The 21990-nt window shown below is 68.1% G+C and carries 22 protein-coding genes and 1 pseudogene; 7 read left to right on the top strand and 16 right to left on the bottom strand.

Going from position 1 to position 21990, the window contains the following annotated elements:
* Positions 1-160 precede the first annotated feature (160 nt).
* Together gabP and DIE21_RS06195 are read right to left on the bottom strand one after the other, a co-directional pair.
* Entirely contained in the window at positions 161-1555 is a 1395-nt protein-coding gene (gabP, locus tag DIE21_RS06200) for a GABA permease (RefSeq protein ID WP_124496859.1), read from the bottom strand.
* A gap of 567 nt (positions 1556-2122) precedes the next feature.
* A complete protein-coding gene (locus DIE21_RS06195; protein WP_124496858.1) occupies positions 2123-2407 on the bottom strand; it encodes a hypothetical protein in 285 nt (94 codons plus the stop codon).
* Positions 2408-2897: 490 nt separating this feature from the next.
* On the opposite strand from DIE21_RS06195, the gene DIE21_RS06190 reads away from it, so the two are divergent.
* Positions 2898-4058, top strand: a complete 1161-nt coding sequence (locus DIE21_RS06190) for an enolase C-terminal domain-like protein (RefSeq protein ID WP_124496857.1) — start codon at positions 2898-2900, stop codon at positions 4056-4058.
* A gap of 2 nt (positions 4059-4060) precedes the next feature.
* Here DIE21_RS06190 and DIE21_RS06185 read toward each other — a convergent pair.
* Together DIE21_RS06185 and DIE21_RS06180 are read right to left on the bottom strand one after the other, a co-directional pair.
* A pseudogene (locus tag DIE21_RS06185) lies at positions 4061-4354 on the bottom strand (chromate transporter); the annotation flags it as partial.
* Between the two features lie 129 nt (positions 4355-4483).
* Positions 4484-5239 carry a DeoR/GlpR family DNA-binding transcription regulator gene (locus DIE21_RS06180; protein ID WP_124496856.1) on the bottom strand — a complete coding sequence of 252 codons (756 nt, stop codon included), beginning with the start codon at positions 5237-5239 and terminating at the stop codon, positions 4484-4486.
* A gap of 81 nt (positions 5240-5320) precedes the next feature.
* On the opposite strand from DIE21_RS06180, the gene DIE21_RS06175 reads away from it, so the two are divergent.
* Positions 5321-5926, top strand: a complete 606-nt coding sequence (locus DIE21_RS06175; protein ID WP_124496855.1) for an NUDIX domain-containing protein — start codon at positions 5321-5323, stop codon at positions 5924-5926.
* Positions 5927-6005: 79 nt separating this feature from the next.
* The gene (locus DIE21_RS06170; protein ID WP_124496854.1) at positions 6006-6890 is read left to right on the top strand and encodes a Sir2 family NAD-dependent protein deacetylase; all 885 of its coding nucleotides are present in this window, start codon (positions 6006-6008) and stop codon (positions 6888-6890) included.
* A 43-nt stretch (positions 6891-6933) separates the two neighbouring features.
* Here the strand turns inward: DIE21_RS06170 and DIE21_RS06165 are convergent, their stop codons facing one another.
* Entirely contained in the window at positions 6934-8145 is a 1212-nt protein-coding gene (locus DIE21_RS06165; protein ID WP_124496853.1) for a S53 family peptidase, read from the bottom strand.
* Positions 8146-8558: 413 nt separating this feature from the next.
* Between DIE21_RS06165 and crcB the strand changes: the two genes are divergently transcribed.
* Both crcB and DIE21_RS06150 read left to right on the top strand, forming a co-directional pair.
* Positions 8559-8945, top strand: a complete 387-nt coding sequence (gene crcB, locus DIE21_RS06155; protein ID WP_124496851.1) for a fluoride efflux transporter CrcB — start codon at positions 8559-8561, stop codon at positions 8943-8945.
* 24 nt (positions 8946-8969) lie between these two features.
* Positions 8970-9320: a DUF190 domain-containing protein gene (locus DIE21_RS06150; protein ID WP_034183430.1), complete on the top strand. Its 351-nt coding sequence runs from the start codon at positions 8970-8972 to the stop codon at positions 9318-9320.
* A gap of 9 nt (positions 9321-9329) precedes the next feature.
* On the opposite strand, the gene DIE21_RS06145 is transcribed toward DIE21_RS06150, so the two are convergent.
* Both DIE21_RS06145 and DIE21_RS06140 read right to left on the bottom strand, forming a co-directional pair.
* The gene (locus DIE21_RS06145) at positions 9330-9893 is read right to left on the bottom strand and encodes a YggT family protein (protein WP_124496850.1); all 564 of its coding nucleotides are present in this window, start codon (positions 9891-9893) and stop codon (positions 9330-9332) included.
* Between the two features lie 76 nt (positions 9894-9969).
* Positions 9970-10899 carry a Rossmann-like and DUF2520 domain-containing protein gene (locus DIE21_RS06140; protein WP_124496849.1) on the bottom strand — a complete coding sequence of 310 codons (930 nt, stop codon included), beginning with the start codon at positions 10897-10899 and terminating at the stop codon, positions 9970-9972.
* 512 nt (positions 10900-11411) lie between these two features.
* On the opposite strand from DIE21_RS06140, the gene DIE21_RS06130 reads away from it, so the two are divergent.
* Complete coding sequence (locus DIE21_RS06130) at positions 11412-11711, top strand: hypothetical protein (protein ID WP_124496847.1); 300 nt, start codon at positions 11412-11414, stop codon at positions 11709-11711.
* A gap of 103 nt (positions 11712-11814) precedes the next feature.
* Here DIE21_RS06130 and DIE21_RS06125 read toward each other — a convergent pair whose 3' ends face one another.
* Together DIE21_RS06125 and DIE21_RS06120 are read right to left on the bottom strand one after the other, a co-directional pair.
* Positions 11815-12486 carry a LysE family translocator gene (locus tag DIE21_RS06125; protein ID WP_124496846.1) on the bottom strand — a complete coding sequence of 224 codons (672 nt, stop codon included), beginning with the start codon at positions 12484-12486 and terminating at the stop codon, positions 11815-11817.
* Positions 12487-12520: 34 nt separating this feature from the next.
* Positions 12521-14077 (bottom strand): UbiD family decarboxylase, encoded by a 1557-nt coding sequence (locus tag DIE21_RS06120; protein ID WP_124496845.1) that lies wholly within the window; start codon positions 14075-14077, stop codon positions 12521-12523.
* 596 nt (positions 14078-14673) lie between these two features.
* Between DIE21_RS06120 and DIE21_RS06115 the strand changes: the two genes are divergently transcribed.
* Entirely contained in the window at positions 14674-15798 is a 1125-nt protein-coding gene (locus DIE21_RS06115; protein ID WP_124496844.1) for a lytic transglycosylase domain-containing protein, read from the top strand.
* A 111-nt stretch (positions 15799-15909) separates the two neighbouring features.
* Here the strand turns inward: DIE21_RS06115 and DIE21_RS06110 are convergent, their stop codons facing one another.
* The 7 genes from DIE21_RS06110 to ribD form a co-directional block, all read right to left on the bottom strand.
* On the bottom strand, positions 15910-17106 hold the full coding sequence (locus DIE21_RS06110; protein WP_124496843.1) for a pyridoxal phosphate-dependent aminotransferase: 1197 nt from the start codon (positions 17104-17106) through the stop codon (positions 15910-15912).
* Between the two features lie 70 nt (positions 17107-17176).
* Positions 17177-17614, bottom strand: a complete 438-nt coding sequence (gene nusB, locus DIE21_RS06105) for a transcription antitermination factor NusB (protein WP_059530215.1) — start codon at positions 17612-17614, stop codon at positions 17177-17179.
* Positions 17611-18129, bottom strand: a complete 519-nt coding sequence (gene ribH, locus DIE21_RS06100; RefSeq protein ID WP_124496842.1) for a 6,7-dimethyl-8-ribityllumazine synthase — start codon at positions 18127-18129, stop codon at positions 17611-17613. Before ribH ends, nusB begins: the two co-directional genes overlap by 4 nt.
* A 53-nt stretch (positions 18130-18182) precedes the next feature.
* A complete protein-coding gene (ribBA, locus tag DIE21_RS06095) occupies positions 18183-19325 on the bottom strand; it encodes a bifunctional 3,4-dihydroxy-2-butanone-4-phosphate synthase/GTP cyclohydrolase II (RefSeq protein WP_124496841.1) in 1143 nt (380 codons plus the stop codon).
* A gap of 187 nt (positions 19326-19512) precedes the next feature.
* Positions 19513-20031: a DUF1993 family protein gene (locus tag DIE21_RS06090; RefSeq protein WP_124496840.1), complete on the bottom strand. Its 519-nt coding sequence runs from the start codon at positions 20029-20031 to the stop codon at positions 19513-19515.
* 180 nt (positions 20032-20211) lie between these two features.
* Entirely contained in the window at positions 20212-20841 is a 630-nt protein-coding gene (locus DIE21_RS06085) for a riboflavin synthase (protein ID WP_124496839.1), read from the bottom strand.
* Positions 20842-20855: 14 nt separating this feature from the next.
* Positions 20856-21977 (bottom strand): bifunctional diaminohydroxyphosphoribosylaminopyrimidine deaminase/5-amino-6-(5-phosphoribosylamino)uracil reductase RibD, encoded by a 1122-nt coding sequence (ribD, locus tag DIE21_RS06080; protein ID WP_124496838.1) that lies wholly within the window; start codon positions 21975-21977, stop codon positions 20856-20858.
* Positions 21978-21990: the final 13 nt, after the last annotated feature.

Here is a 21990-nt window from a genome sequence, read left to right as displayed (position 1 = left end):
CGACGCGGCCCGGACCTCATCGTCCGGGCCGCGTCGAAAACATCGCGTTGCGCGGCGGTCGTCGGCGAAGGGCGCGACGCATTCGAAACGCGCGAAGCCCGATGCGACCGACTTGCCGGCCGCGGCAACCGCGCGCCCGCCTGCGCGCGACGCTTCGTCCTCAGGCCGACGACACGCCGCGGCGGTCGAGGCTCGACCGCGCATCGCGGCTGCGCTGGTTCAGCCGCCCGGCGACCAGCACGAACCCGGCGAGCACGCCGGTTGCCGCGACTTCCATCCGATGGCCGTCGAGGAACAGCATCGTGACGAGCGTCCCGCAGATGAACACGATGACTGCCCACGTGAGCCACGGGAACATCCACATCCGCAGCGTCAGCGCCGAACCGCTCACGTCGAGCATGCGGCGCATCCGCAGTTGCGACACCGCGATCACCAGATACACGAGCAGTGCGATCGCGCCGGATGACGCGATCAGCACGTTGAACACCTGCTCCGGCACCACGTAGTTCGCGATCACGGTCAGGAAGCCGAACGCGGTCGACGCGAGCACGGCCGCCCGCGGCGTGCCGGTCGAATCGGTGCGCTGCAGGAATGCCGGTGCGTCCTTGCGCTTCGCGAGCGAGAACAGCATCCGCGACGCCGTATACAGCGCCGAGTTCAGGCAGCTCGCGACCGACACCAGCACGATCACGTCGATGATCGCCTTCGCATGCGGGACGCCGAGCAGTTCCATCACGCGCTGGTAGGAGCCGTGCACCGGCAGCAGCGGATCGTTCCACGGCACGATCGCGGTGACGAACAGGATCGAGCCGAGATAGAACAGCGAGATGCGCCAGATCACCGAATTCGTCGCGCGCACGATCTGCCGCTCCGGATGCTCGGATTCGGCCGCGGCGATCGTCACGATCTCGGTGCCGACGAACGAGAACATCGTCATCAGCATGCCGGCGAACACCGCGCCGATCCCGTTCGGCATGAAGCCGCCGTGCGTGACCAGGTTCGAGAAGCCCGACGCGTGGCCGCCCGGCAGCAGCCCGAACACGGCCGCGCCGCCGATCGCGATGAACAGGGCGATCGCGACGACCTTGATCAGCGCGAACCAGAACTCGAATTCGCCGTAGTTCTTGACGGAGAAGAGGTTGGTGACCGTCAGCAGCAGCGTCACGCCGAGCGCGAAGATCCACGTTGCGATACTCGGGAACCATGCATTGAGAATGGTGGCCGCCGCCGTCGCCTCGATCGGGATCACCAGCACCCAGAACCACCAGTACAGCCAGCCGATCGTGAAGCCGGCCCAGTGGCCGATCGCGCGATCGGCATAGGTGGAGAACGAGCCGCTGTCCGGATGGGCGACGGCCATTTCGCCGAGCATGCGCATCACGAGGACGACGAGCGCGCCCGTCAGTGCATAGGCGATCAGTGCCGCCGGTCCAGCTGCCGCGATCGCGTGGCCGGAGCCGACGAACAAGCCTGCGCCGATCACGCCCGCGATCGACAGCATCGTGACGTGGCGCTGCTTCAGGCCTGTTGCCAGGCCCGTATGACTACCATTCATGTCGTCCTCCAATCCCTGTTTCCAGTGTCGGTTTGTTGTTCAATGAACTGCGCGTTGCAGGGAGGCGTCGCGACGCTTCGGCACGCTTTGGCCCGCCCGGCGACATGTATCTTCTCGGCACAAAACCATGCGATCTAGAAAATATCCGACCGCCACCCATAACAAATACGACGCGCTGTTGACCGGCAGCGACACTTTTCGCGTGCAAGGCCGATCGGCGAGGCGATGCGACAGTACAAAGGTAAATTGCGGTGCGCTATCGGTTATCGGCAAGCATTGGCGATATCGGGCATGGAGGGCGTGGAGCGACGCGTGAGTGGCGGCTTGCATCGACGAGCCGGGCCTTCGATGGCCGATGAAATTCGCACAAGCGCGTGATGGCGCGGAAGGACCTCATACCGAGGATCCGTCGTTTCGCGAGAGCGTGTCCCGCAAGCGGATCGCGCCTTTCGCGATCCTCGGGCGTGCGGTGACGATCGAAGGGGTGCCGACCGGTCTGGCCGGCTCGGCGATTCGTGCAGACAAGAAGCGCAGCCGATCGGCGGCTGTCGCAACAGGCGGGATGCGTCAGTGCATGTCGGCGAAGAGCGGTTGCTTGCCGTGGTTGCCGTCGATGATTTCCTCCGCGTAGCGAAGCGAAGCCCGGCGTGCTTCGCCCGCCGACTCGAACGGCGCGTGCTCGGGCAGCCGGAATGTTTCGCTGCGGGTCAGCGTGTCGGTGGTACCGCGCAGACAGATCTTCACGGCCGCGTCGAAGCCGGCGTCGTAGTTGTGCGTGTTGCCGTTCTGCGCCGGAACGTGCGGATATATCAGTGGATAGATTTCGAAGCCACGATAGAGATGCATGCTCATGATGAACTCCTGGGTTCGTTCGCGACAAATCGCGTGGACGAACGCGTCCGACCGGTATCACCGCTGCGCGGCGCGACGGGTAGGGTGAAAGGGCAGCAATGTGTGCGGATCAACGCGCAACGCAGCATGGGGGCAGACGGCGGGGCGAGCGGTCGGTGAAATGGCCGGTGCTCGGACGAATTCATCATACGCGCTTCGTATTGGATGTCCATCTTATTCTCGGCCGTGCCGGTGGTGCGCGCTGATCGGCCGCGCCGCGCGTCACGCGCATCGGGCACGACGAATAATTCGTCTGTACTCCGATATTGTTTGACGCGATTCGGACAATGCCGAACAAGCCGCGCGGCTTCACGGCTTCACGGCATCGCGACGGCCGCGCGCCTGCAAGACCTCGCGCAAGCGCCTATGATGCAGCGATCCGCCAGTCGCTGCCGGCCGCGATGCGTGCATGGCCCGCGAACGCCGAACGTTTTCCGCCGGAACCCTGACCATGCGCATCACCGACATCCGCGAGCAAGCGATCCCGGTTTCCCGTTATGCCGACCCGGCGATTCCGTCGGGCGGCCTGACGACGAGCGTCGTCGTGATCGTCACGGATGTCGTGCGTGACGGCCGCCCGGTGACGGGTTACGGCTACGCGTCGGTTGGCCGCCATGCGCAGGGCGGGCTGATCCGCGAACGGTTCGGGCCAAGGCTGCTGGCCGCCGCGGACACCATTGCCGACGACGCCGGCACGAACCTCGATCCGTTTCGCGCATGGCGTGCGATGATGGCAGGCGAGAAGCCCGGCGGTCACGGCGAACGCTGTGTTGCGGTCGGCGTGCTCGACATGGCGATCTGGGATGCCGCCGCGAAGATCGCGGGCCTGCCGCTCCATCGCTTTCTTGCCGGCCGGCTCGCGCGCGACGCCGCGGCCCGCGTGCGCGTCTACGCGGGCTGCGGCTACCGCTATCCGCACGACGATCTCGCGCGCCTGTCGGACGAGATGCGCCGCATTGCCGATCTCGGCTACACGCACGCGAAGATCAAGATCGGCCATCCCGATCTCGACCACGACAAAAGACGCATCGAAGCCGCCGCGGCCTGTCTTGCCGACAGCTCGCATCTCGCGGTCGACGCGATGAATCTGTACGACGCGGCGAGCGGCCGCGCAGCCGCTGCGATGCTGGCACCGTTCGCGCTCTGGTGGTTCGAGGATCTCTGCGATCCGCTCGACCTGCCGCTCCATGCGGACCTGACTGCGCAATACGTGCCGCCGGTAGCGGCCGGCGAGGCGCTGTTCTCGCTCGCGGAAGCGAAGCTGCTCGAACGCTACGGCGGCCTGCGCCCGGATCGCGATGTGCTCGTGTTCGACCCGGTGCATTGCTACGGCCTGCCGGGCTACCTGCAGATCGTCGACCATTTCGTGTCGAACGGCTGGCGGCGCGGTGCGTTCTGGCCGCACGGCGGTCATCTGTTTGCACTGCACGTCGTGGCGGCGCTCGGGCTCGGCGGTGCGGAGGTCAGTCCGTTCGCGTTCCGTCCGTTCGGCGGGCTGGCGGACGGCGAAACGGTCGACGCCGGCTGTGCGGCCGTGCCGCAGGCGCCAGGCATCGGCTTCGAGCTTCATGCCGACGCGTATCGCGCGTTTCGTACGGTAGCGGGCTGCTGAGCGGTGAAGCCGGCCACCGCGCCGCGCCACCCGGCCAGCCGGTAGCCGATCCAGATCGCGAGGTTCTTCACGTTGACGCCCGGCAGCGCCTGCGACAGCGCAAGACCGTTGAGGAAGGCTTCTTCATCGAGCCAGCGACGCTCGTGCACGAAGTCGCGCATCATGCGTCCGCTCAGCCCGCCGCCGAAGCTGGTCAGGCCGATCCGCGCGAAGGCGACGAACAGCGCGATGACACCGGGTGGCGGGGTATCGCCGTGGGGCGGCGCGGGCGCGATCGGGGCGGAGGGCGAACACATCGGGCGGACGGGACGCGGCGGGTGGGCAGTCGCCCATGTTAGCAAGCGGTACCTGTCGGCACGCTGACACCGAGCCGGCGACGATGTCGATGCAACGCCGCTGGTGCCGCCATCGAAGCCGTCGCGCGGCTATGCCCGCACGACCGTCACGCCCGCTGCCTCGATCGGCTCGGTCAGCGCCGCGTCGGTTTCCTGTTCGACCACGATGGCTTGCGCGAGCGCAAGCTCGCCGATCACGAACTGCGAAGCCGCGCGCAATTTGGATTGCGAAGCAAGGACGACCGTCTCGCCGGCGCGCCCGGCCAGGGCACGCTTGATCGCCGCTTCCTCGAAATCGCCGGTGCTCAGCCCCGCGACCGGATGAACGCCGGTCACGCCCATGAAATACAGGTCCGCGTGGATGCGCGAGATGCCTTCCATCGCCGCGGCGCCCACGGCCACGATCGAATGCTTGTACAACCGTCCGCCGATCAGGATCACGTCGATCGACGGATGCGCGGCCAGCGCGACGGCGACGCTCGGGCTGTGCGTGACGATCGTCGCGCGCAGGTCGGGCGGCAACTGGCCGACGAGCAGCGCCGACGTGGTGCCGCCGTCGACGATCGCGACCTGGCCGGGCGCGATCATCTGCGCGGCCCGGCGCGCGATGCGCCGCTTTTCCGCGGTTTCGAGCGTCTCGCGCTGCGCGAACGGCGCGACGGCGGGCGATGCCGGCAGCGCGCCGCCGTGCACGCGCTGCAGCAGGCCTTCGGCCGCCAGTTCACGCAGGTCGCGGCGGATCGTGTCTTCGGACACGCCGAATTGCACGCTCAGCTCGACGGCCAGCACCTGGCCGTCGCGGGCGAGCGTGTCGAGGATCGCTTTCTTGCGCTGGGTCGTCAGCATCGGATTTGCACGAAATTTCTTGAAATTGCACGAGTATGCACGTTACCATGAGCCTCGTCACATGTCGAATGGGGAAGCGCCATGACTGCAACGCGGGACCGCGTCCGCATCGTCGATACGACGGTGCTGTCCGATGACTGGTATGTGCTGAAGAAGGTGACGTTCGATTTTCTGCGCCGCGACGGCACGTGGCAGCGCCTGAGCCGCGAAACCTACGACCGCGGCAACGGCGCGACCATCCTGCTGCGCAACGCGGCGACGGGCGACGTGCTGCTCACGCGGCAGTTCCGGATGCCGGCGTTCGTCAACGGACACGACGGGATGCTGCTCGAAGCCGCCGCGGGCCTGCTCGACGACGCGACGCCCGACGCACGCATTCGCGCGGAAGCCGAAGAGGAGACCGGCTATCGCGTGCGCGGCGTGCGCAAGGTGTTCGAGGCGTTCATGAGCCCGGGCTCGGTGACGGAGAAGCTGCATTTCTTCGTCGGCGAATACGATGCGTCGCTGCGTACGGGCGACGGCGGCGGCATCGCGGAGGAGGGCGAGGATCTCGAGGTCGTCGAGATGCCGCTCGCCGCGGCGCTGGATGCCGTCGAGCGCGGCGAGATCGTCGACGCGAAGACGATCATGCTGCTGCAGTACGTCGCGCTAAGGGAACCCGCGGGTATGCGCGCCGCGACTGCATGATGCCGCGGCGCGGTGCTCGAACGGGCGTATGATCGCGCGACGCCCTTCGCGCACCGTTCGACGCCACCGCCGCTTCATCATGCCGCCTTCCGATTCCTCCGATTCCTCCGATTCCACCGGTTCCAGCGCCGCCGGCGCGCAACTGCCGGCCCATCTGGTCGCGTCCGCCGTCGAGGCACTCGCGCGCGCCGATGCGCTGCTGGTGACGGCCGGCGCCGGCATCGGCGTCGATTCGGGGCTGCCCGATTTCCGCGGCACGGACGGCTTCTGGCGCGCGTATCCGGCGCTGCGCCACGAGCGCTTCGAATTCCACGAAATCGCGTCGCCGCAGGCGTTCCGCGCGCATCCGCAGCTCGCGTGGGGCTTCTACGGACACCGTCTCGAACGCTACCGGCAGGCGTTGCCGCACGCGGGCTTCGCGATCCTGCGGCGCTGGATGGACGCGATGCCGAACGGCGGCTTCGTGCTGACGAGCAATGTCGACGGCCAGTTCCAGAAGGCCGGTTTCGATCCGGCGCGCGTCGTCGAGATTCACGGTTCGATTCATTCGATGCAGTGCCTGCGACCCTGCTCGGACGACACGTGGGACGCCGCGCCGTTCACGCCCGACGTCGATGCCGCCGCGTGCCGGCTGGTCGGCGAACTGCCGCGCTGCCCGCGGTGCGGCGGCCTGGCGCGGCCGAACATCCTGATGTTCGGCGACCATGGCTGGCTCGGCGAACGCTACGACGCGCAGGAGCGGGCGCTGCAGGACTGGATCGCGCAGGCAGGATGGGTGACCGTCGTCGAGATCGGCGCGGGCACCGCGATTCCGACCGTGCGGCTGCTGAGCGAACGGCTCGGGGCCGACGTGATCCGCATCAACGCACGCGAGGCCCATGCGCGCCGCACGGACGTGATCGGGCTGAAAGGCGGCGCGCTCGCGACGCTCGTCGCGCTCGACCGCGCGTGGCGCGGCGGCTGAGCGGCGCGGGACGAATCTTGCGGCGGAGGCTGCCGCCGCGCGGTTACGGTTGCGCGACGAGTGCCTGGACGAGCGCCGGCGCGTTCGGCGAGCCGAGCCCCGTCACATAGTCGTAGCTGCCCGCTGCGTTGCAGACGCTGCCGCAATTGCCGTTGGATCCGGTCGTCACGTCGTGGTAGTCGCTGCCGTAGGCGCTTTTCCCGACCGTATAGAGCGTGTCGTAGGTGCCGCTCAGCGCATGCTTGCCGGCGGCCGCGCGCAGCGAATTCGCGATCGCGACGAGCGCCGACCATTGCGGCGCGCCCGCGCTCGTGCCGCCGACCTGGAACCAGCCGGCCTGCCCCTGATAGGTGACCGAGTCGTACACCGCGAAACCGCTGGACGGGTTCGCGTCGTAGCTGACGTCGGGCACGCCGCGCTTGCCGGCCACCGGAATCGGCCAGCCGGCCTGTCCGGCCGGCTCGGCCTCGACGGTGCTCACGCCGCCGCCGCTGCCGCTCCAGGCTGCTTCGCCGACGTAGCTGCCGGACGCATCGGTGGACAAGGTCGTGCCGCCCACCGCCACCACGCGAGGCGATGCGGCCGGGTACTCGGTGCCGGCGCCGCTGTCGCCGGACGACGCGACGAACGTGACGCCCGGCACGTTGAAATGGCTGTCGAAGCCGGCTTCACTGCTGAATTCGTTGCCGCCGAAACTCATCGACACGACCGACGCGCCGCGCTTGACCGCAACGTCGACTGCGGCCATCAGGTCGTTGAAGCTGGCCGACGCGGCCTCGACGAGCACGATCTTCGCTTTCGGCGCGATCGCGTGCACCCATTCGACGTCGAGCGATATCTCGAGCGACCAGCCCGCATCGGTCCTGGGCCGCGGGCCCCGCGCATACACCTTGGTGAAGCAGCCGTTCGCCGTGGTGCAGGCGGGCAGCGAAAACGCATTGCTGAACACGCCGAGATCGGCCTCGATCTTCGGGTCGTCGTATGCGTCGACGATCGCGACGATCATACCGTCGCCCTGGTTGGCGATCGTGTCGAACCCGTATGCATGTCGTGCGAGCGCGGGCGTGAGGCCGGCTACCGCGGCCGTGCTCGCGCGCGGCTTGGTATGGAACGGCGGGCGCGCGAATCCTTTCGGCGCGCGGTTGCCTTCGACATAGGACGGTGGTCCATTGTCCTCGGCGAGCGCGATGCTCGATGCGAGCAGCGACGCGCACAGCGCCGGAATCAACATGGATGACAGGCGGATATTGTTCATTTTCTGAATCTCCATGTCGATGGAGTAGGGTGGCCAAATGATTTTACGGAATCGGCAATGCCGATTGCATCAAATATCGGCCGAATTCGGGAAAGTCTGATAAGGGAAAGTACGCGGAATGGCCGTGAGACAAGGCGTCCAAGGGATTGCTGCGAGCCGGATAAAATAATCCCCGGGATTCCAAAATCTGACAAATAATCGATCCATTCATGATGGATTTGTAATGTCCTGAGTAATGCTCCGGAAAATATCGATTGCGCGATGCGCGCGGGAATAATCGAATGCATGGTGCCGGCGCGACGCGTTCCGGCGCACGCCGGCCCGGTTCGCCGGCATTGCCGTCGCGGTGCGATTCCGCATACAGTTCGGCGTAGGCCGCACCCGCCATGCGGCGCCGTCAGCGAGGAGTTCCCTTGTTCTATTCGATCGTCGCGATCTTCGTCGGCGCGGGGCTCGGCGCGTTGCTGCGCTGGTTCCTGAGCCTTGCGCTCAACGCGTACTTTCCCGCCGTGCCGCTCGGCACGCTCGCCGCGAACCTGATCGGCGGCTACGTGATCGGCGTGGCCGCCGTCGCATTCACCACGCGCGTCGGGCTGCCGCCCGAGTGGCGGCTGTTCGTGATCACGGGCTTTCTCGGCGGCCTCACGACGTTCTCGACCTATTCGGTCGAAGTGATGACGCACGCGGTGCAGGGCGAATTCGGATGGGCGTTCGCGGTGGCTGCCCTACACTTGACTGGTTCGTTCACGCTGACGGCGCTCGGCATGTGGACCGCGCACGCGTGGTTCGCGGCGGCCTGAGCGCGCCGGCACCGGGAGGAGGCGATGGACAGGGTCTTCTTGCGCTTCTACGTGCACGAGCAGCACCGGCTGCACTGGAAGCCGCTGTGGGAGTGGCTGCTCGAGGAAGCGAACCGGATGGGGGTCGCGGGCGGCTCCGCGTTTCGCGCGATGGCCGGCTTCGGCCAGCATCGCGTGCTGCACGAGGACCGCTTTTTCGAACTGCAGGGTTCGCTGGCGATCGAGGTCGAGTTCATCGTCACCGAGGACGAGGCGCAGCGACTGCTCGAGCGGCTGTCGCGCGAGAAAGTGCGCGTGTGCTACGCGATGATTCCGGCGCGCTTCGGCGTGATCGACACGCTCGGGGCGCCGCCGGCGCAGGGGCCGGCAGCGTAGCGCAACGCGTCAGATGCCGAACATCGTCAGCGACACGGCGGCGCGCGTGACGATCATCAGCAGCACCTGGACGATCACGAACAGCAGGATCGGCGACAGGTCGATGCCGCCGAGGTTCGGGATCACGCGGCGCAGCGGGTTCAGGAACGGGGCGGTGAGCTGGTAGAGGATCGGCATCGCCGGCGAGCGCGGGTTGAGCCACGACAGCAGCGCCATCAGGATCGTCATCCAGATCACGAGATTCAGCGCCCACTTCACGACGGTGAGCAGCGCGACCACGACGAGCGTCGCGATCACCGAGGCCGGATCGAAGCCGGCCATCACGACCATCAGCACCACGTAGACGAGCGCGGTGAGCAGCGCGGCGACGACGCTCGCCCAGTCGATGCCGCGCACGCCCGCGATCACGCGGCGCAGCGGCAGCACGAGCCAGTTGGTCGCCTGCAGCACGGCCTGCGTGACGGGGTTGTACGGCGGCACGCGGACGGCCTGCATCCAGACGCGCAGGATCAGCGCGGCGCCGAACAGCGTGAAGAGGGTATTGAGCAGAAAACGGGCGATCTCGCCGAACATCGTTGGCATCCTTTTTATACAGTCGAGTAGCGTGCGGCCGCCAACGCCGGATGGCGGCGCATCGGCCGACACCTTATCACGCCTCGTCTCGCGGCGGGGAGGGGTGCCCGGTCGTGCGCGCGAGCGACGTTTCGACGGCCTGCGCGAGCGCCGGCAGCGCGGCCGGCGGCGCCGCGCGCTTCGCCGCGAGCGCGACCGCGCGGCGGGTCATCAGTGCATACAGCGTCGCGTGATCGCCGCCGCGCGCCTCGAGCAGCGCGAGCTGGCGCTCGACGATGCCGGTGTCGCCGCGCGACACCGGGCCTGCCAGTGCGTTCGCGAGACCCTTGTCGCGCGCGGTCTCGATCGTGCCGGCGAGCATCGGCAGCAGCGCGCGCAGCGCGGCTTCCTCGTCGAAGCCGAGGCCGCGCCACAGCTCGACCGCTTCCGACAGCCCGCATAGCGCGAAGCTCGCCGCGTAATGCGCGGCCGCGTGATAGAGCATCCGGCCGCCGGCCGGAATCGACAGCGGATGGCAGCCGAGTGCGGCGGCAAGCCGCAGCAGCGTCGCGTGCAGCGCGCCGTCGGCTTCGAGCGTGACCGAGCAGCCGTCGATGCGGGCGAGATCGGCGTCGGTGCCGCCGAACAGGTAGAGCGGATGGAAGCCGCCGGTCGCCGCGCCTTGCCGTCTTGCCGGTTCGAGCAGTTCGACCGCCGATGCGCCGCTGCAGTGAACGAGCGCCTGCCCCGCCGCGCGCGCCGCGTCGAACCGCAGCGCCGCGGCGCTCGACGCGAGATGGTCGTCGGGCACGGTCAGGAAGATCAGGTCGGCGGCATCGACGACCTGCTGCGACGTGTCGACTGCCCGGCAGCCGTCGATGCGCGCGGCGAGTGCGGCGGCCGATTCCGTCGTGCGGCTCGCGATCGCGACGACCGGAAAGCCGGCCGCCGCGAAACGCCGGGCGACGCAGCGCGCCAGGCGGCCGGCGCCGATGAAGCCGAGGCGGGGAGTGTCGGGGAGGGGCATGGCGGGTCACGAAGCGAAAACGGAGCAGCCGCCAGTATCGCAGGAATGACGGGGCGGCCGCGGATGGACGGTGCCGGGCGGGGACGACCTCGACGGCGGCGTTCGATGCGGGCAACCGGTCAATTCGCGCAGCGGATTCGCGGCCCGATGACGACCGTCGAATCCGGCCCCGAATCGCGCGGGGGCCGCGTCCCTCTTGAATTGTCGGCGTCTTGTCTCGAATTTGTAATCGTTCATTACGGAGGCGTGCACGCCATGCTTGCCGGATCCGGTAAGACTGACCGGCCGGTGCGTCGCGATTTTGCTGGTCGGACGGAATCGCGCGATCCGCAAGGGGGATCGCGAGGCCGGGCAGCCCTGCCGCACGGTGGCTGCAGCCGGGTGGAATTGCAATTTGCAACAAATGCGCAATACGCGCGGGGCGGGTTTTCGCTACATTGCTTGCATGCGACGTGCATGCCCGCCGTTGCCGACAGGAGCGCACAAATTACCGCTCCAGCAGGAGAATCGAAGTGAAAAAGCTCATTCCGTTCATCGCCGCCGCTGCGCTGGGCCTGGGTGCCGCGAGCGCCGCGCAGGCTCACGTGTCGATCGGGGTCGGCATCGGCGTCCCGGTCGCACCTGCGTATCCCGTGTATGCGGCGCCGCCGCCCGTGTACTACGCACCGCCGCCCCCGCCCGTGTATTACGCGCCGGCGCCGGCCTACTATGCGCCGCCCGCCGTGGTCGTCGGCGGCTATGGTGGCTACTACGGTCGTCCGTACTGGCGTCATGGTTACGGCGGCTGGGGTCACCATGGCTGGCGTCGTTGACGCATTCCGCGCGGCGGCCTGACCGCGCGCGGCAAAACGGCGCAACGTCCCTCGCGGGGCGTTGCGCCGTTGTTCATTTGGGGCGCGGCTCGGCGCGCGACGGTCACACCGCGTGGACGATCAGGTCGCGATAGCCGCCGACGATCACGCTGTACGAGAAATACGCGAACAGCAGCGCCGACGCGACATGGCACACGCGCATCAGCCCCGCGCCCGCGCGCTTGCGGCCCTGGCTCGCGAGCGTGCACATGAAGAGCGTCCACGCGAGGCCGCCGAGGAAGAATCCGGACAGGAACACCGATGCCGTCGCCGGCGTGGTCGCGCCGGCTTTCGCGATCAGCGCGCCACCGACCGCCGCGAACCACAGGATCGCGCTCGGCGACGACATCGCGAGCAGCATCCCGCGCATGAAGCTGCGCCGCGCGCTGGCCCGCGGCTGCGGCGTGTCGTCCACAGCGGCATCATCGGCGCCGCCGGCCGGGGCGAGCGCTTCGCGTGCCATCTTCCACGTGAGGAACAGCAGCACCGCACCGCCGCCGATCCAGACGATCCAGCGCACGGCCTCGAACTGCAGCAGCACGGCCATGCCCGCGAGCGCGAGCGCCGCGTAGACGAGATCGCCGACGCACGAGCCGATGCCGAGCCAGAAGCCCGGCCGGAAGCCGTGCGACAGCGTCAGCGACAGCATCGCGACGTTGACGAGGCCGATGTCGAGACACAGCGACAGCGACAGGAAGAATCCGTCGGACAGCATCGAGGCGGGAGGAAAGCTCATCGTCGTGCCTGCCGGGTGCGTTCAACGCGCGGACTCACAGGCCGATCTCCTGCCAGAGCCGGTCGACGCGCGCCTTCACGGCGGCGTCCATCTCGATCGGGCGGCCCCATTCGCGGTTCGTCTCGCCGGGCCACTTGTTGGTCGCGTCGAGCCCCATCTTCGAGCCGAGGCCCGGGACGGGCGACGCGAAGTCGAGATAGTCGATCGGCGTGCTGTCGACCATCACGGTGTCGCGCACGGGGTCGACGCGCGTCGTGATCGCCCAGATCACCTCATTCCAGTCGCGGATGTTCACGTCCTCGTCGACGACCACGATGAACTTCGTATACATGAACTGCCGCAGGAAGCTCCACACGCCGAACATCACGCGCTTCGCATGGCCCGCATAGCTCTTCTTCATCTGGACGATGGCCATCCGGTAGCTGCAGCCTTCCGGCGGAAGGTAGAAGTCGGTGATCTCGGTGAACTGCTTCTGCAGCAGCGGCACGAACACCTCGTTGAGCGCGACGCCGAGCACGGCCGGCTCGTCGGGCGGCTTGCCCGTATAGGTCGAGTGATAGATCGCGTCGCGGCGCATCGTGATGCGCTCGACGGTGAACACCGGAAACCACTCCTGCTCGTTGTAGTAGCCGGTGTGGTCGCCGTACGGGCCTTCGAGCGCGTGCTCGTACGCGGCGGCCGCGTTGCCGGCCGGACGCGGCGGTGCGCCGGCGGCGGCAGGGGCGGGCGTGCCTTCCTGCGGATGGATGAAGCCTTCGAGCACGATTTCCGCGCGGGCGGGGACCTGCAGCGTGTCGACGCCGGGCGTCAGGCACTTCGCGAGCTCGGTGCGGCTGCCGCGCAGCAGGCCGGCGAACTGGTATTCGGACAGCGAATCGGGCACGGGCGTCACCGCGCCGAGCGTCGTGGCCGGATCCGCGCCGAGCACGACCGCGACCGGATACGGCTTGCCGGGGTTCTTCAGCGCGAATTCGCGGAAGTCCAGCGCACCGCCGCGATGCGCGAGCCAGCGCATGATCAGCTTGTTGCGGCCGATCAGCTGCTGACGGTAGATGCCGAGGTTCTGGCGCGGCTTGTTCGGCCCGCGCGTGACCGTGAGGCCCCACGTGACGAGCGGCCCCGCGTCGCCGGGCCAGCAGGTCTGGATCGGCAGCTTGTGCAGATCGACGTCGGCGCCTTCCCAGACGATCTCCTGGCACGGCGGCGACGATACCGATTTCGGCGCCATGTCCCACACGGCCTTCGCGAGCGACAGCAGCTTGCCGGCGTCCTTGAGGCTCTTCGGCGGATCCGGCTCCTTCAGCGCGGACAGCAGCCGCCCGAGCTCGCGCAGCGAGCCCAGCGCGGCCTCGTCGCCTGCATCGACGCCCATCCCGAGCGCGACGCGGCGCGGCGTGCCGAACAGGTTGCCGAGTACCGGGAACGCATTGCCGGGCGGCGCGTTGAACAGCAGCGCCGGGCCGCCCGCGCGCAACACACGGTCGCACAGCTCGGTCATTTCGAGCACGGGCGACACGGGTTGCGTGACGCGCCGCAGTTCGCCGAGCGCCTCGAGGCGCTGGATGAAATCACGTAAGTCTTTGTATTTCATGAAGAAGGTCCGGGCCGCCCGCGGGGCGGGCAGCGATGGGCGGGCGCAGCGGCTGGCTGCGGCCCCGAATCGACCGACGATTTTACCCGGGCCGCCGCGCGCACGCCCGGCACAGAAAAAAGTCGATCACGCGCGGAGCCCCTGCGGCAGAGGGCTCGCGATCTGAAGGGCGACTCAAAATTACTTTTTGTTATAATTTGGAGGTTTTATAGTGTTGACGATCTATAAAACCCTGCTAGAATCCGCTCACATTGGCTGCAGGGTAAAAGGCTTCGAGCCGCCAATCACCGATCTTTGACGCAGCGCGTCACCGTCCGCCGAAACCTGCACGGCGTATTCGACGGCCTTTGTCGTAGTCCCAGCCAGCGCCACCAGACGCTGGTTTTTTGCGTGGGTGCCACCGCGTATGCCCGCCTCGCCCAGTGTGCGAAGGTGCCGGCCTTCTTACACCGTGGCCTCGAACGGTACTTATACCGTTTCCCCGATGCTTGCGCGTCCCAACCAAGGCGTGCGGCGTCGTGATTCCGCGGCGCGTTTTCTGTCTCGCCATCGAGCTGAGCGAGCCGCACGAGTCATGTTCATGGGAGATGATCTGAATGAACGCTTGGTTATCGTGGCGTCCCAGTGAGCAGCATGCGCAGTTCGTGCGCAACATGCTGCGTCGCGGGACGCGTGTCAGTCACCACCTTTTCAGCGTTGTCGGCTGTTGCGCTGTCGCGGTCGCGCTTGCCCTGTGGCTGCTGCCGACCGTGCGCGGGAACCTCGCCGCGAAGCTGATGCCGGTCGTATCCGCGGCCGTGCAGGCCGGTCCGGCCCGTCTGCTGACCGGTCATCCGCTGCCGAACTTCGCGCCTGCCGGCGCGCAGCCGCAGCAGGAAGACGCCCCCGAAACGGACGCGCTCGCCGTCGGTCTCGACGTCGCGCCGGAAACCGCCGCGCAGAACGATGCGTCCGATCCGGCTCGCAACGGCCCGTCGCCCGTCGCGCTCGCGAAACTGATCCCGACCCAGCGGGTCCCGGCCGATGCGCGCGACGATCGTGCGCTCGCGTCGAACCGCGGACAGGCGCTCGTCGCCACCTACCTGTCGCGCCGTTACCGGGTCGCGCAGGAGCCGGTCGGCCAGCTCGTCAAGGCTGCGTTCCAGACCGGCCACGACGTCGGCCTCGATCCGCTGCTGCTGCTGTCCGTGATGGCGATCGAATCGGGCTTCAACCCGTACGCGGAAAGCGGCGTCGGCGCGCAAGGCCTGATGCAGGTCATGTCGAAGGTCCATTCCGACAAGTTCGAGTATTTCGGCGGTACCGATACTGCGCTGCAACCGCTCGCGAACCTGCAGGTCGGCGCGCTGGTGCTGAAGGACTGCATCGCCCGCGGCGGCTCGCTCGCGAACGGCCTGCGCCTGTACAACGGCTCGACCAATCCGGACGACACCGTCTACGGCTCGAAGGTCATGGCCGAGCGCGGCCGTCTGCGCGACGTCGCGCGTGGCCGCAGCGTGCCGACCAACGCGCCGCAGGCGCCGGCCCAGCCGTCGAAGCCGATCGTGACCGCGGCCGTGACGGCAGCGGCAGGCGGCGCGAAGCGCGTGCACGCGACGCTCGACGCCGCGCAACCGATCACCGCGAAGGCCGCTGCCGCGCCGAAGGGCGCCCCGCAGGACGACGCGAGCGTCGACACCGCGAAGCCGTCGCACGGCGACCACTCGGAACTCGGCGCGTAACGCCACGCCGCGCCGGCCGGACCCAAGCAAAAGGCACCCGATTTCGGGTGCCTTTTCTTATTGCGCGGACGGAAACGGCCTGGCACGCCGGCCGGGAAGGCCGGCCGCGCGTCAGTGCTGGCCGAACAGCGTCGCGAGCCGCTCGACGGCCTCTTCGAGGCGCGTGTAAGCGGTCGCATAGGACAGCCGGATATAGTCGCGCGGCGCATGGACGCCGAAATCCATGCCCGGCACCAGCACGACGCCTGCGTCGTGCAGCATCGCCTGCGTGAGCGCCGCGCTGTCGCCGGCCGCCGGATGGGCGACGCCGCCGCAGTGCGCATACACGTAGAACGCGCCGTCCGGCATTACGGGTACCGTGAAGCCGAGCCGTTCGAGCGCCGGCGCGATGAAGTCGCGGCGACGCTTGAATTCGAGGCGGCGCGCTTCGTAGATGTCGAGCGCCGCCGGTTCGAAGCATGCGAGCGCCGCGTGCTGCGCGAGCGCGGACGGGCAGATGAACAGGTTCTGCGACAGCTTTTCGAAGGTGCCGACGAGCGCGGGCGGCACGACCAGCCAGCCGAGTCGCCAGCCGGTCATGCTGAAGTACTTCGAGAAGCTGTTCACGGTGACGACATCGTCGCCGAACGACAGCGCCGACACGGGCGCCGCGTCGTAGCTGAGCCCCTGGTAGATCTCGTCGACGATCGTGAAGCCGCCGCGCGCGCGCACGGCTTCGACGATCCGCCTCAGCTCGTCCGGCTCGAGCGACGTACCGGTCGGGTTCGACGGCGACGCGAGCAGCACGCCGCGCGTGCGGCTGCCCCAGCGCGTGCGGACATCGTCCGCGGTGAGCTGGAAGCGGGCTTCCGGGCCGCTTGGCACGAGCACCGGGCGGCCTTCGGCCGCCGCGACGAAGTGCCGGTTGCACGGATACGACGGGTCGGGCATCAGCACCTCGTCGTCGCGGCCGACGAGCGCGAGGCATGCGAGCAGCAGCGCGGCCGATGCGCCGGCCGTGACGACGATCCGCTCGGGGCTGATCGTGAGGCCGTAGGCGCGCGCATAGTGCGCGGCGATCGCTTCGCGCAGCGGCGCGATGCCAAGCGCGCTCGTGTACTGCGTGACGCCGCGGCGCAACGCGGCCGCGGCCGCTTCCACGACGGGCTCCGGCGCGGTGAAATCTGGTTCTCCGATGCCCATGTGGATAACATCGCGCCCGGAGGACTCGAGCCGCTGTGCCTCCTTCATCAGTTCCATCACGTAGAAGGGCTGGATCGCGTCGACGCGTGCGGCGAGCGTGACGAGCGAATCGGCGGTGGTATTCATCGGTCGGGCGGGGCGGGGAAGGGGAGGGAGAAGGAAAAACGGGCGCTTGCGCGCCCGTGTACAAACGGAATCAGCCGTTGCGGCGCGCCTGCGTTTCGGCGGGGCGCAGCTTCGCGGCGAGCTTGTCGAGCACGCCGTTGACGTACTTGTAGCCGTCGGAGCCGCCGAACGTCTTCGCGAGTTCGACCGCTTCGTTGATGATCACGCGGTACGGCGTTTCGACATGATGCGTGAGCTCGAACGTCGCGATCAGCAGCACGGCGCGTTCGACCGGCGACAGCTGGTCGACCGGACGGTCCAGCGACGGCGTGAGCGCTTCGACGAGCGTCGCATGCTCGCGAATCACGCCGTGCAGGATCGCGTCGAGCAACTCCTTGTCGGCCTTGTCGTACCCGAGCGCGCCGCGCAGTTGCGCGTCGATCTCGCCGGAGGCCGCGTTCGACAGCAGCCACTGATACAGGCCCTGCGTCGCCAGCTCGCGCGATTGTCGGCGGGCGCTCTTCTTCATGCGCGCTCCTCTTCGTCGTCTTCGTCTTCTTCTTCGTCTTCTTCGTCGTCGCCGAGCTGGTCGAGCGCCATCGTCAGGTTCGCCATCTCGACCGCGACGCGTGCGGCGTCACGACCCTTTTCGGTCATGCGCGCGACGGCTTGCTCGTCGTTTTCGGTCGTCAGGACCGCGTTGGCGATCGGCAGGTTGAAGTCGAGGCCGATGCGGGTGATGCCCGCGCCGCTTTCGTTCGACACGAGTTCGAAGTGGTACGTCTCGCCGCGGATCACCGCGCCGAGCGCGATCAGTGCGTCGAACTGGCCGCTTTCCGCGAGCTTCTGCAGCGCGAGCGGGATTTCCAGCGCGCCGGGCACCGACACGAGCAGCACGTCTTCACCGGAGACGCCGAGGCGCTCGAGTTCTTCGACGCATGCATCGGCGAGGCCGTTGCAGACGGGTTCGTTGAAGCGGGATTGCACGATGCCGATACGCAGGCCGTCGCCTTCGAGATTCGGTTGGTATTGTCCGATTTCCATGATCTGGTCCGTGGTTTGGATGAACGGTTATAGGGCGAAAGCGCCGTGGCGGGTTACGCGTTGGACGCCGGGCAGGACTTGGCTTCGCCGCCGGGCATCGGAATGAAGCCCGTGACTTCGAGGCCGTAGCCGGACATGCTGCCCAGCTTGCGCGGATTCGACAGCACCTGCATCTTGGCGACGCCGACATCGCGCAGGATCTGCGCGCCGATGCCGAACGTCTTGAAATCGACCGGCCGGCGCTTCAGCGCAGCGGCCCTTTCTTCCTCGTCGAACGCCTTGAAGACGTCGATCAGATGTTCCTTCGTGTCGCCGCAGTTGAGCAGCACGATCACGCCGAGGTCGCGTTGCGCGATGTCGCGCATCGCCGCGTCGAGCGTCCACGAGTGCGTCGAGATGCCCGTCTCGAGCAGGTCGAGGACCGACAGCGGCTCGTGCACGCGCACGGGCGTATCGACGTCGGGCGACGGCGTGCCGCGCACCAGCGCGATGTGCGGCGAGCCGCTCGGCTGGTCGCGGTACAGCACGGCGCGGAACGTGCCGTGCGCGGTCTGCATCGTGCGCTCGGCGATCCGCTCGATGATCGATTCGGTGCGGCTGCGGTACTGGATCAGGTCGGCGATCGTGCCGATCTTCAGGCCGTGTTCCTTCGCGAACTCGAGCAGGTCGGGCAGGCGCGCCATCGTGCCGTCGTCCTTGATGACCTCGCAGATCACCGCGGCCGGCGTGAGCCCGGCGAGCGCGGTGAAGTCGCAGCCGGCCTCGGTGTGGCCGGCGCGCACGAGCACGCCGCCCGGCTGCGCCATGATCGGGAACACGTGGCCCGGCTGCACGATGTGCTCGGGGCGGACGTCGTGCGCGACCGCCGTGGCGATCGTGTGCGCGCGGTCGGCGGCCGAGATGCCGGTCGTCACGCCTTCGGCCGCTTCGATGCTGACCGTGAACGCGGTGCCGTACTGGGTGCCGTTGCGGTAGGTCATCAGCGGCAGGTGCAGCTGCTTGCAGCGTTCCTGCGTCAACGTCAGACAAATCAGGCCGCGGCCGTACCTGGCCATGAAGTTGATCGCTTCCGGCGTGACGAATTCGGCGGCGATCACGAGGTCGCCTTCGTTTTCGCGGTCTTCTTCGTCGACCAGGATCACCATCCGGCCGGCTTTCAACTCCGCGATGATGTCGAGCGTGGAGGCGAGCGTCATAAGGGGGCGAGAAAGAGGAAAGTGCGTATTTTACGCCAGCCGGACGGCGTTTCGGCTGGCACCGGCTGTGCGCGGCCGGCGAGCGCGCCGGAAAGCGGTGCGACCGGCCTGCGAGGCGGGCCTGCACGGGCCGCCGCGGCACGCCCGAGGACGGGCGGCAGCAGGTCGGCCCGGGCGCGGCCGTGCGTCACGCGTGCTCGTTGCGGCCGCCGAGGTAGTCGAGCTTGCCGAGTTCGACGCCGCTGTGGCGCAGGATGTCGTACGCGGTCGTCACGTGGAAGAAGAAGTTGGGCAGCACGAAGTTCAGCAGGTACGACTGCCCGGTGAACTCGATCGGGCCGACCCGCATTTTCAGTACGACCTGGCGCGCTTCGCTGCCGTCGATCTGCGCGGCCTCGAAGCTCTTCAGATAGTCGATCGTCTTCTGGATGCGTGCATGCAGTTCGTCGAACGTCTGCTCGACGTCCGGATAGCTCGGGATGTCGACGCCGGCGAGCCGCGCGGCGCAGCCCTTGGCCGTGTCGGTCGCGATGTACACCTGGCGGACGAGCGGCAGCATGTCCGGATAGAGGCGCGCGCCGATGAACACCGACGGGTCGATCTGCTTCTCGGCCGCATGCGCCTGCGCCTTGCCGAGGATGTGCTGCAGGTTGGTGAGGCCGCGGATCAGGACGGGCAGCGAAGCCTGGTACATCGAGATGGACATGGAACGACTCCTGGAGGAAAAGGGGCAGCCGGTACGCGGCGCACCGTGCGTCGCGGCGCCGAATCCGCTGCCGTTGCATCTTAGCGCGACGGGATGACTCGTGCGCGTCGTTGGCCGTCAGGCCAGGTGTCGGGCCGAACCGCCGGCCGCCATTCCATGTCCGGGGGCGCAGCCGCCCGCTCAGTCCTGATGCACGCCCTGCGATGCCGACAGCATTCGCTCGACATACCGCGCGATCATGTCGACTTCGAGGTTGAGCTGGTCGCCGGCCTTCACGTGACGCAGCGTCGTGACCTCGACCGTATGCGGAATCAGGTTGATCGAGAATTCGCAGCCGTCCGCGCGATCGTCGACCGTGTTCACGGTCAGGCTCACGCCGTTGACCGTGATCGAGCCCTTGTACGCAAGGTAGCGGCCGAGCTCGCGCGGCGCGACGATCCGCAGCTCGTGCGATTCGCCGACCGGCGCGAAGCGCGTCACGGTGCCGAGGCCGTCGACATGGCCCGACACGATGTGCCCGCCGAGGCGGTCGTGCGCGCGCAGCGCCTTCTCGAGGTTCACTTCGCCGGGTTGCCCGAGGCCGACCGTGCGGTTCAGGCTTTCGCGCGACACGTCGACGTCGAATCCGGTTTCGGTCTTTTCGATGACCGTCATGCACGCGCCCTGGATCGCGATGCTGTCGCCGAGCGCGACATCGGCCAGGTCGAGCCCGCCGGCCTGCACGGTCAGCCGCACGCCCGCGTCGGGCGACGCGCCGAGCGGGTTGATCGACTCGATGCGGCCGACGGCCGCGACAATTCCGGTAAACATCGTGACGGCTCCGTTCAGTGGGGGGCGGGGGGCGGCGCGACACGCGCCAGGATCCGCAAGTCGTCGCCGATCCGCTCGACGCTGTGGAATGCGAGCCGCGTGCGGGCGTCGAGGCTGGCCGGTGCGGCAAGATCGAACATCGCGGCCGCGTCGCTGCCGAGCAGGCTCGGCGCGAGATAGACCAGCAGCTCGTCGACGCACTGCTCGCGCAGCAGCGAGCCGTTCAGCTTGTGGCCGGCCTCGACGTGCAGCTCGTTGACGCCGCGCGCGCCGAGCGCCGCCAGCATCGCGGGCAGGTCCACCTTGCCGTGCGCATTCGCGAGCGGCACGATTTCCGCGCCGCGCGACTTCAGCACGTTCGCGCGCACTTCACCGGCGGCATCGAGCCGGCCGCAGAAGATCAAGAGCGGAGCGCCTTCGAGCAGGCGCGCATCGAGCGGCAGGTCGAGGCGGCTGTCGACCAGCACGCGCTGCGGCTGGCGCGGCGTGTCGATGCCGCGCACGGTCAGCAGCGGGTTGTCCTCGCGCACGGTGCCGATGCCGGTAAGGATCGCGCACGCGCGCGCGCGCCATGCGTGGCCGTCGAGGCGCGCGGCCTCGCCGGTGATCCACTGGCTTTCGCCGGACGGCAGCGCAGTGCGTGCATCGAGCGACGCGGCCGTCTTCATCCGTACCCACGGGCGGCCGCGCGTCATCCGCGACACGAAGCCGATGTTCAGTTCGCCCGCCTCGTTCGCGAGCAGCCCGCAGCGCACGTCGATGCCCGCGTCGCGCAGCATCCCGAGGCCGCGCCCCGACACCTGCGGGTTCGGGTCTTCCATCGCCGCGACGACCTTCGCGACGCGCGCGTCGATCAGCGCGTTCGCGCACGGCGGCGTGCGGCCGAAGTGGCTGCACGGCTCGAGCGTCACGTACACGGTGGAGCCGGCGACGTCGTGGCCGCGCGCACGCGCGTCCTTCAGCGCCTGCACTTCCGCGTGATCCTGGCCGGCCGGCTGCGTGAAGCCTTCGCCGATCACGTCGCCGTCCTTGACGATCACGCAGCCGACGCGCGGGTTCGGCGCGGTGGTATACATGCCGCGCGCCGCGAGCGTCAGCGCGCGCTCCATGTGGGCGAAATCGGTATCCGAGAACATGCGCGCGGACCCG

The sequence above is a fragment of the Burkholderia sp. Bp9140 genome (assembly GCF_003853425.1).
GTDB lineage: Bacteria > Pseudomonadota > Gammaproteobacteria > Burkholderiales > Burkholderiaceae > Burkholderia.
This window is presented reverse-complemented; position numbering and strand designations above follow the sequence as displayed.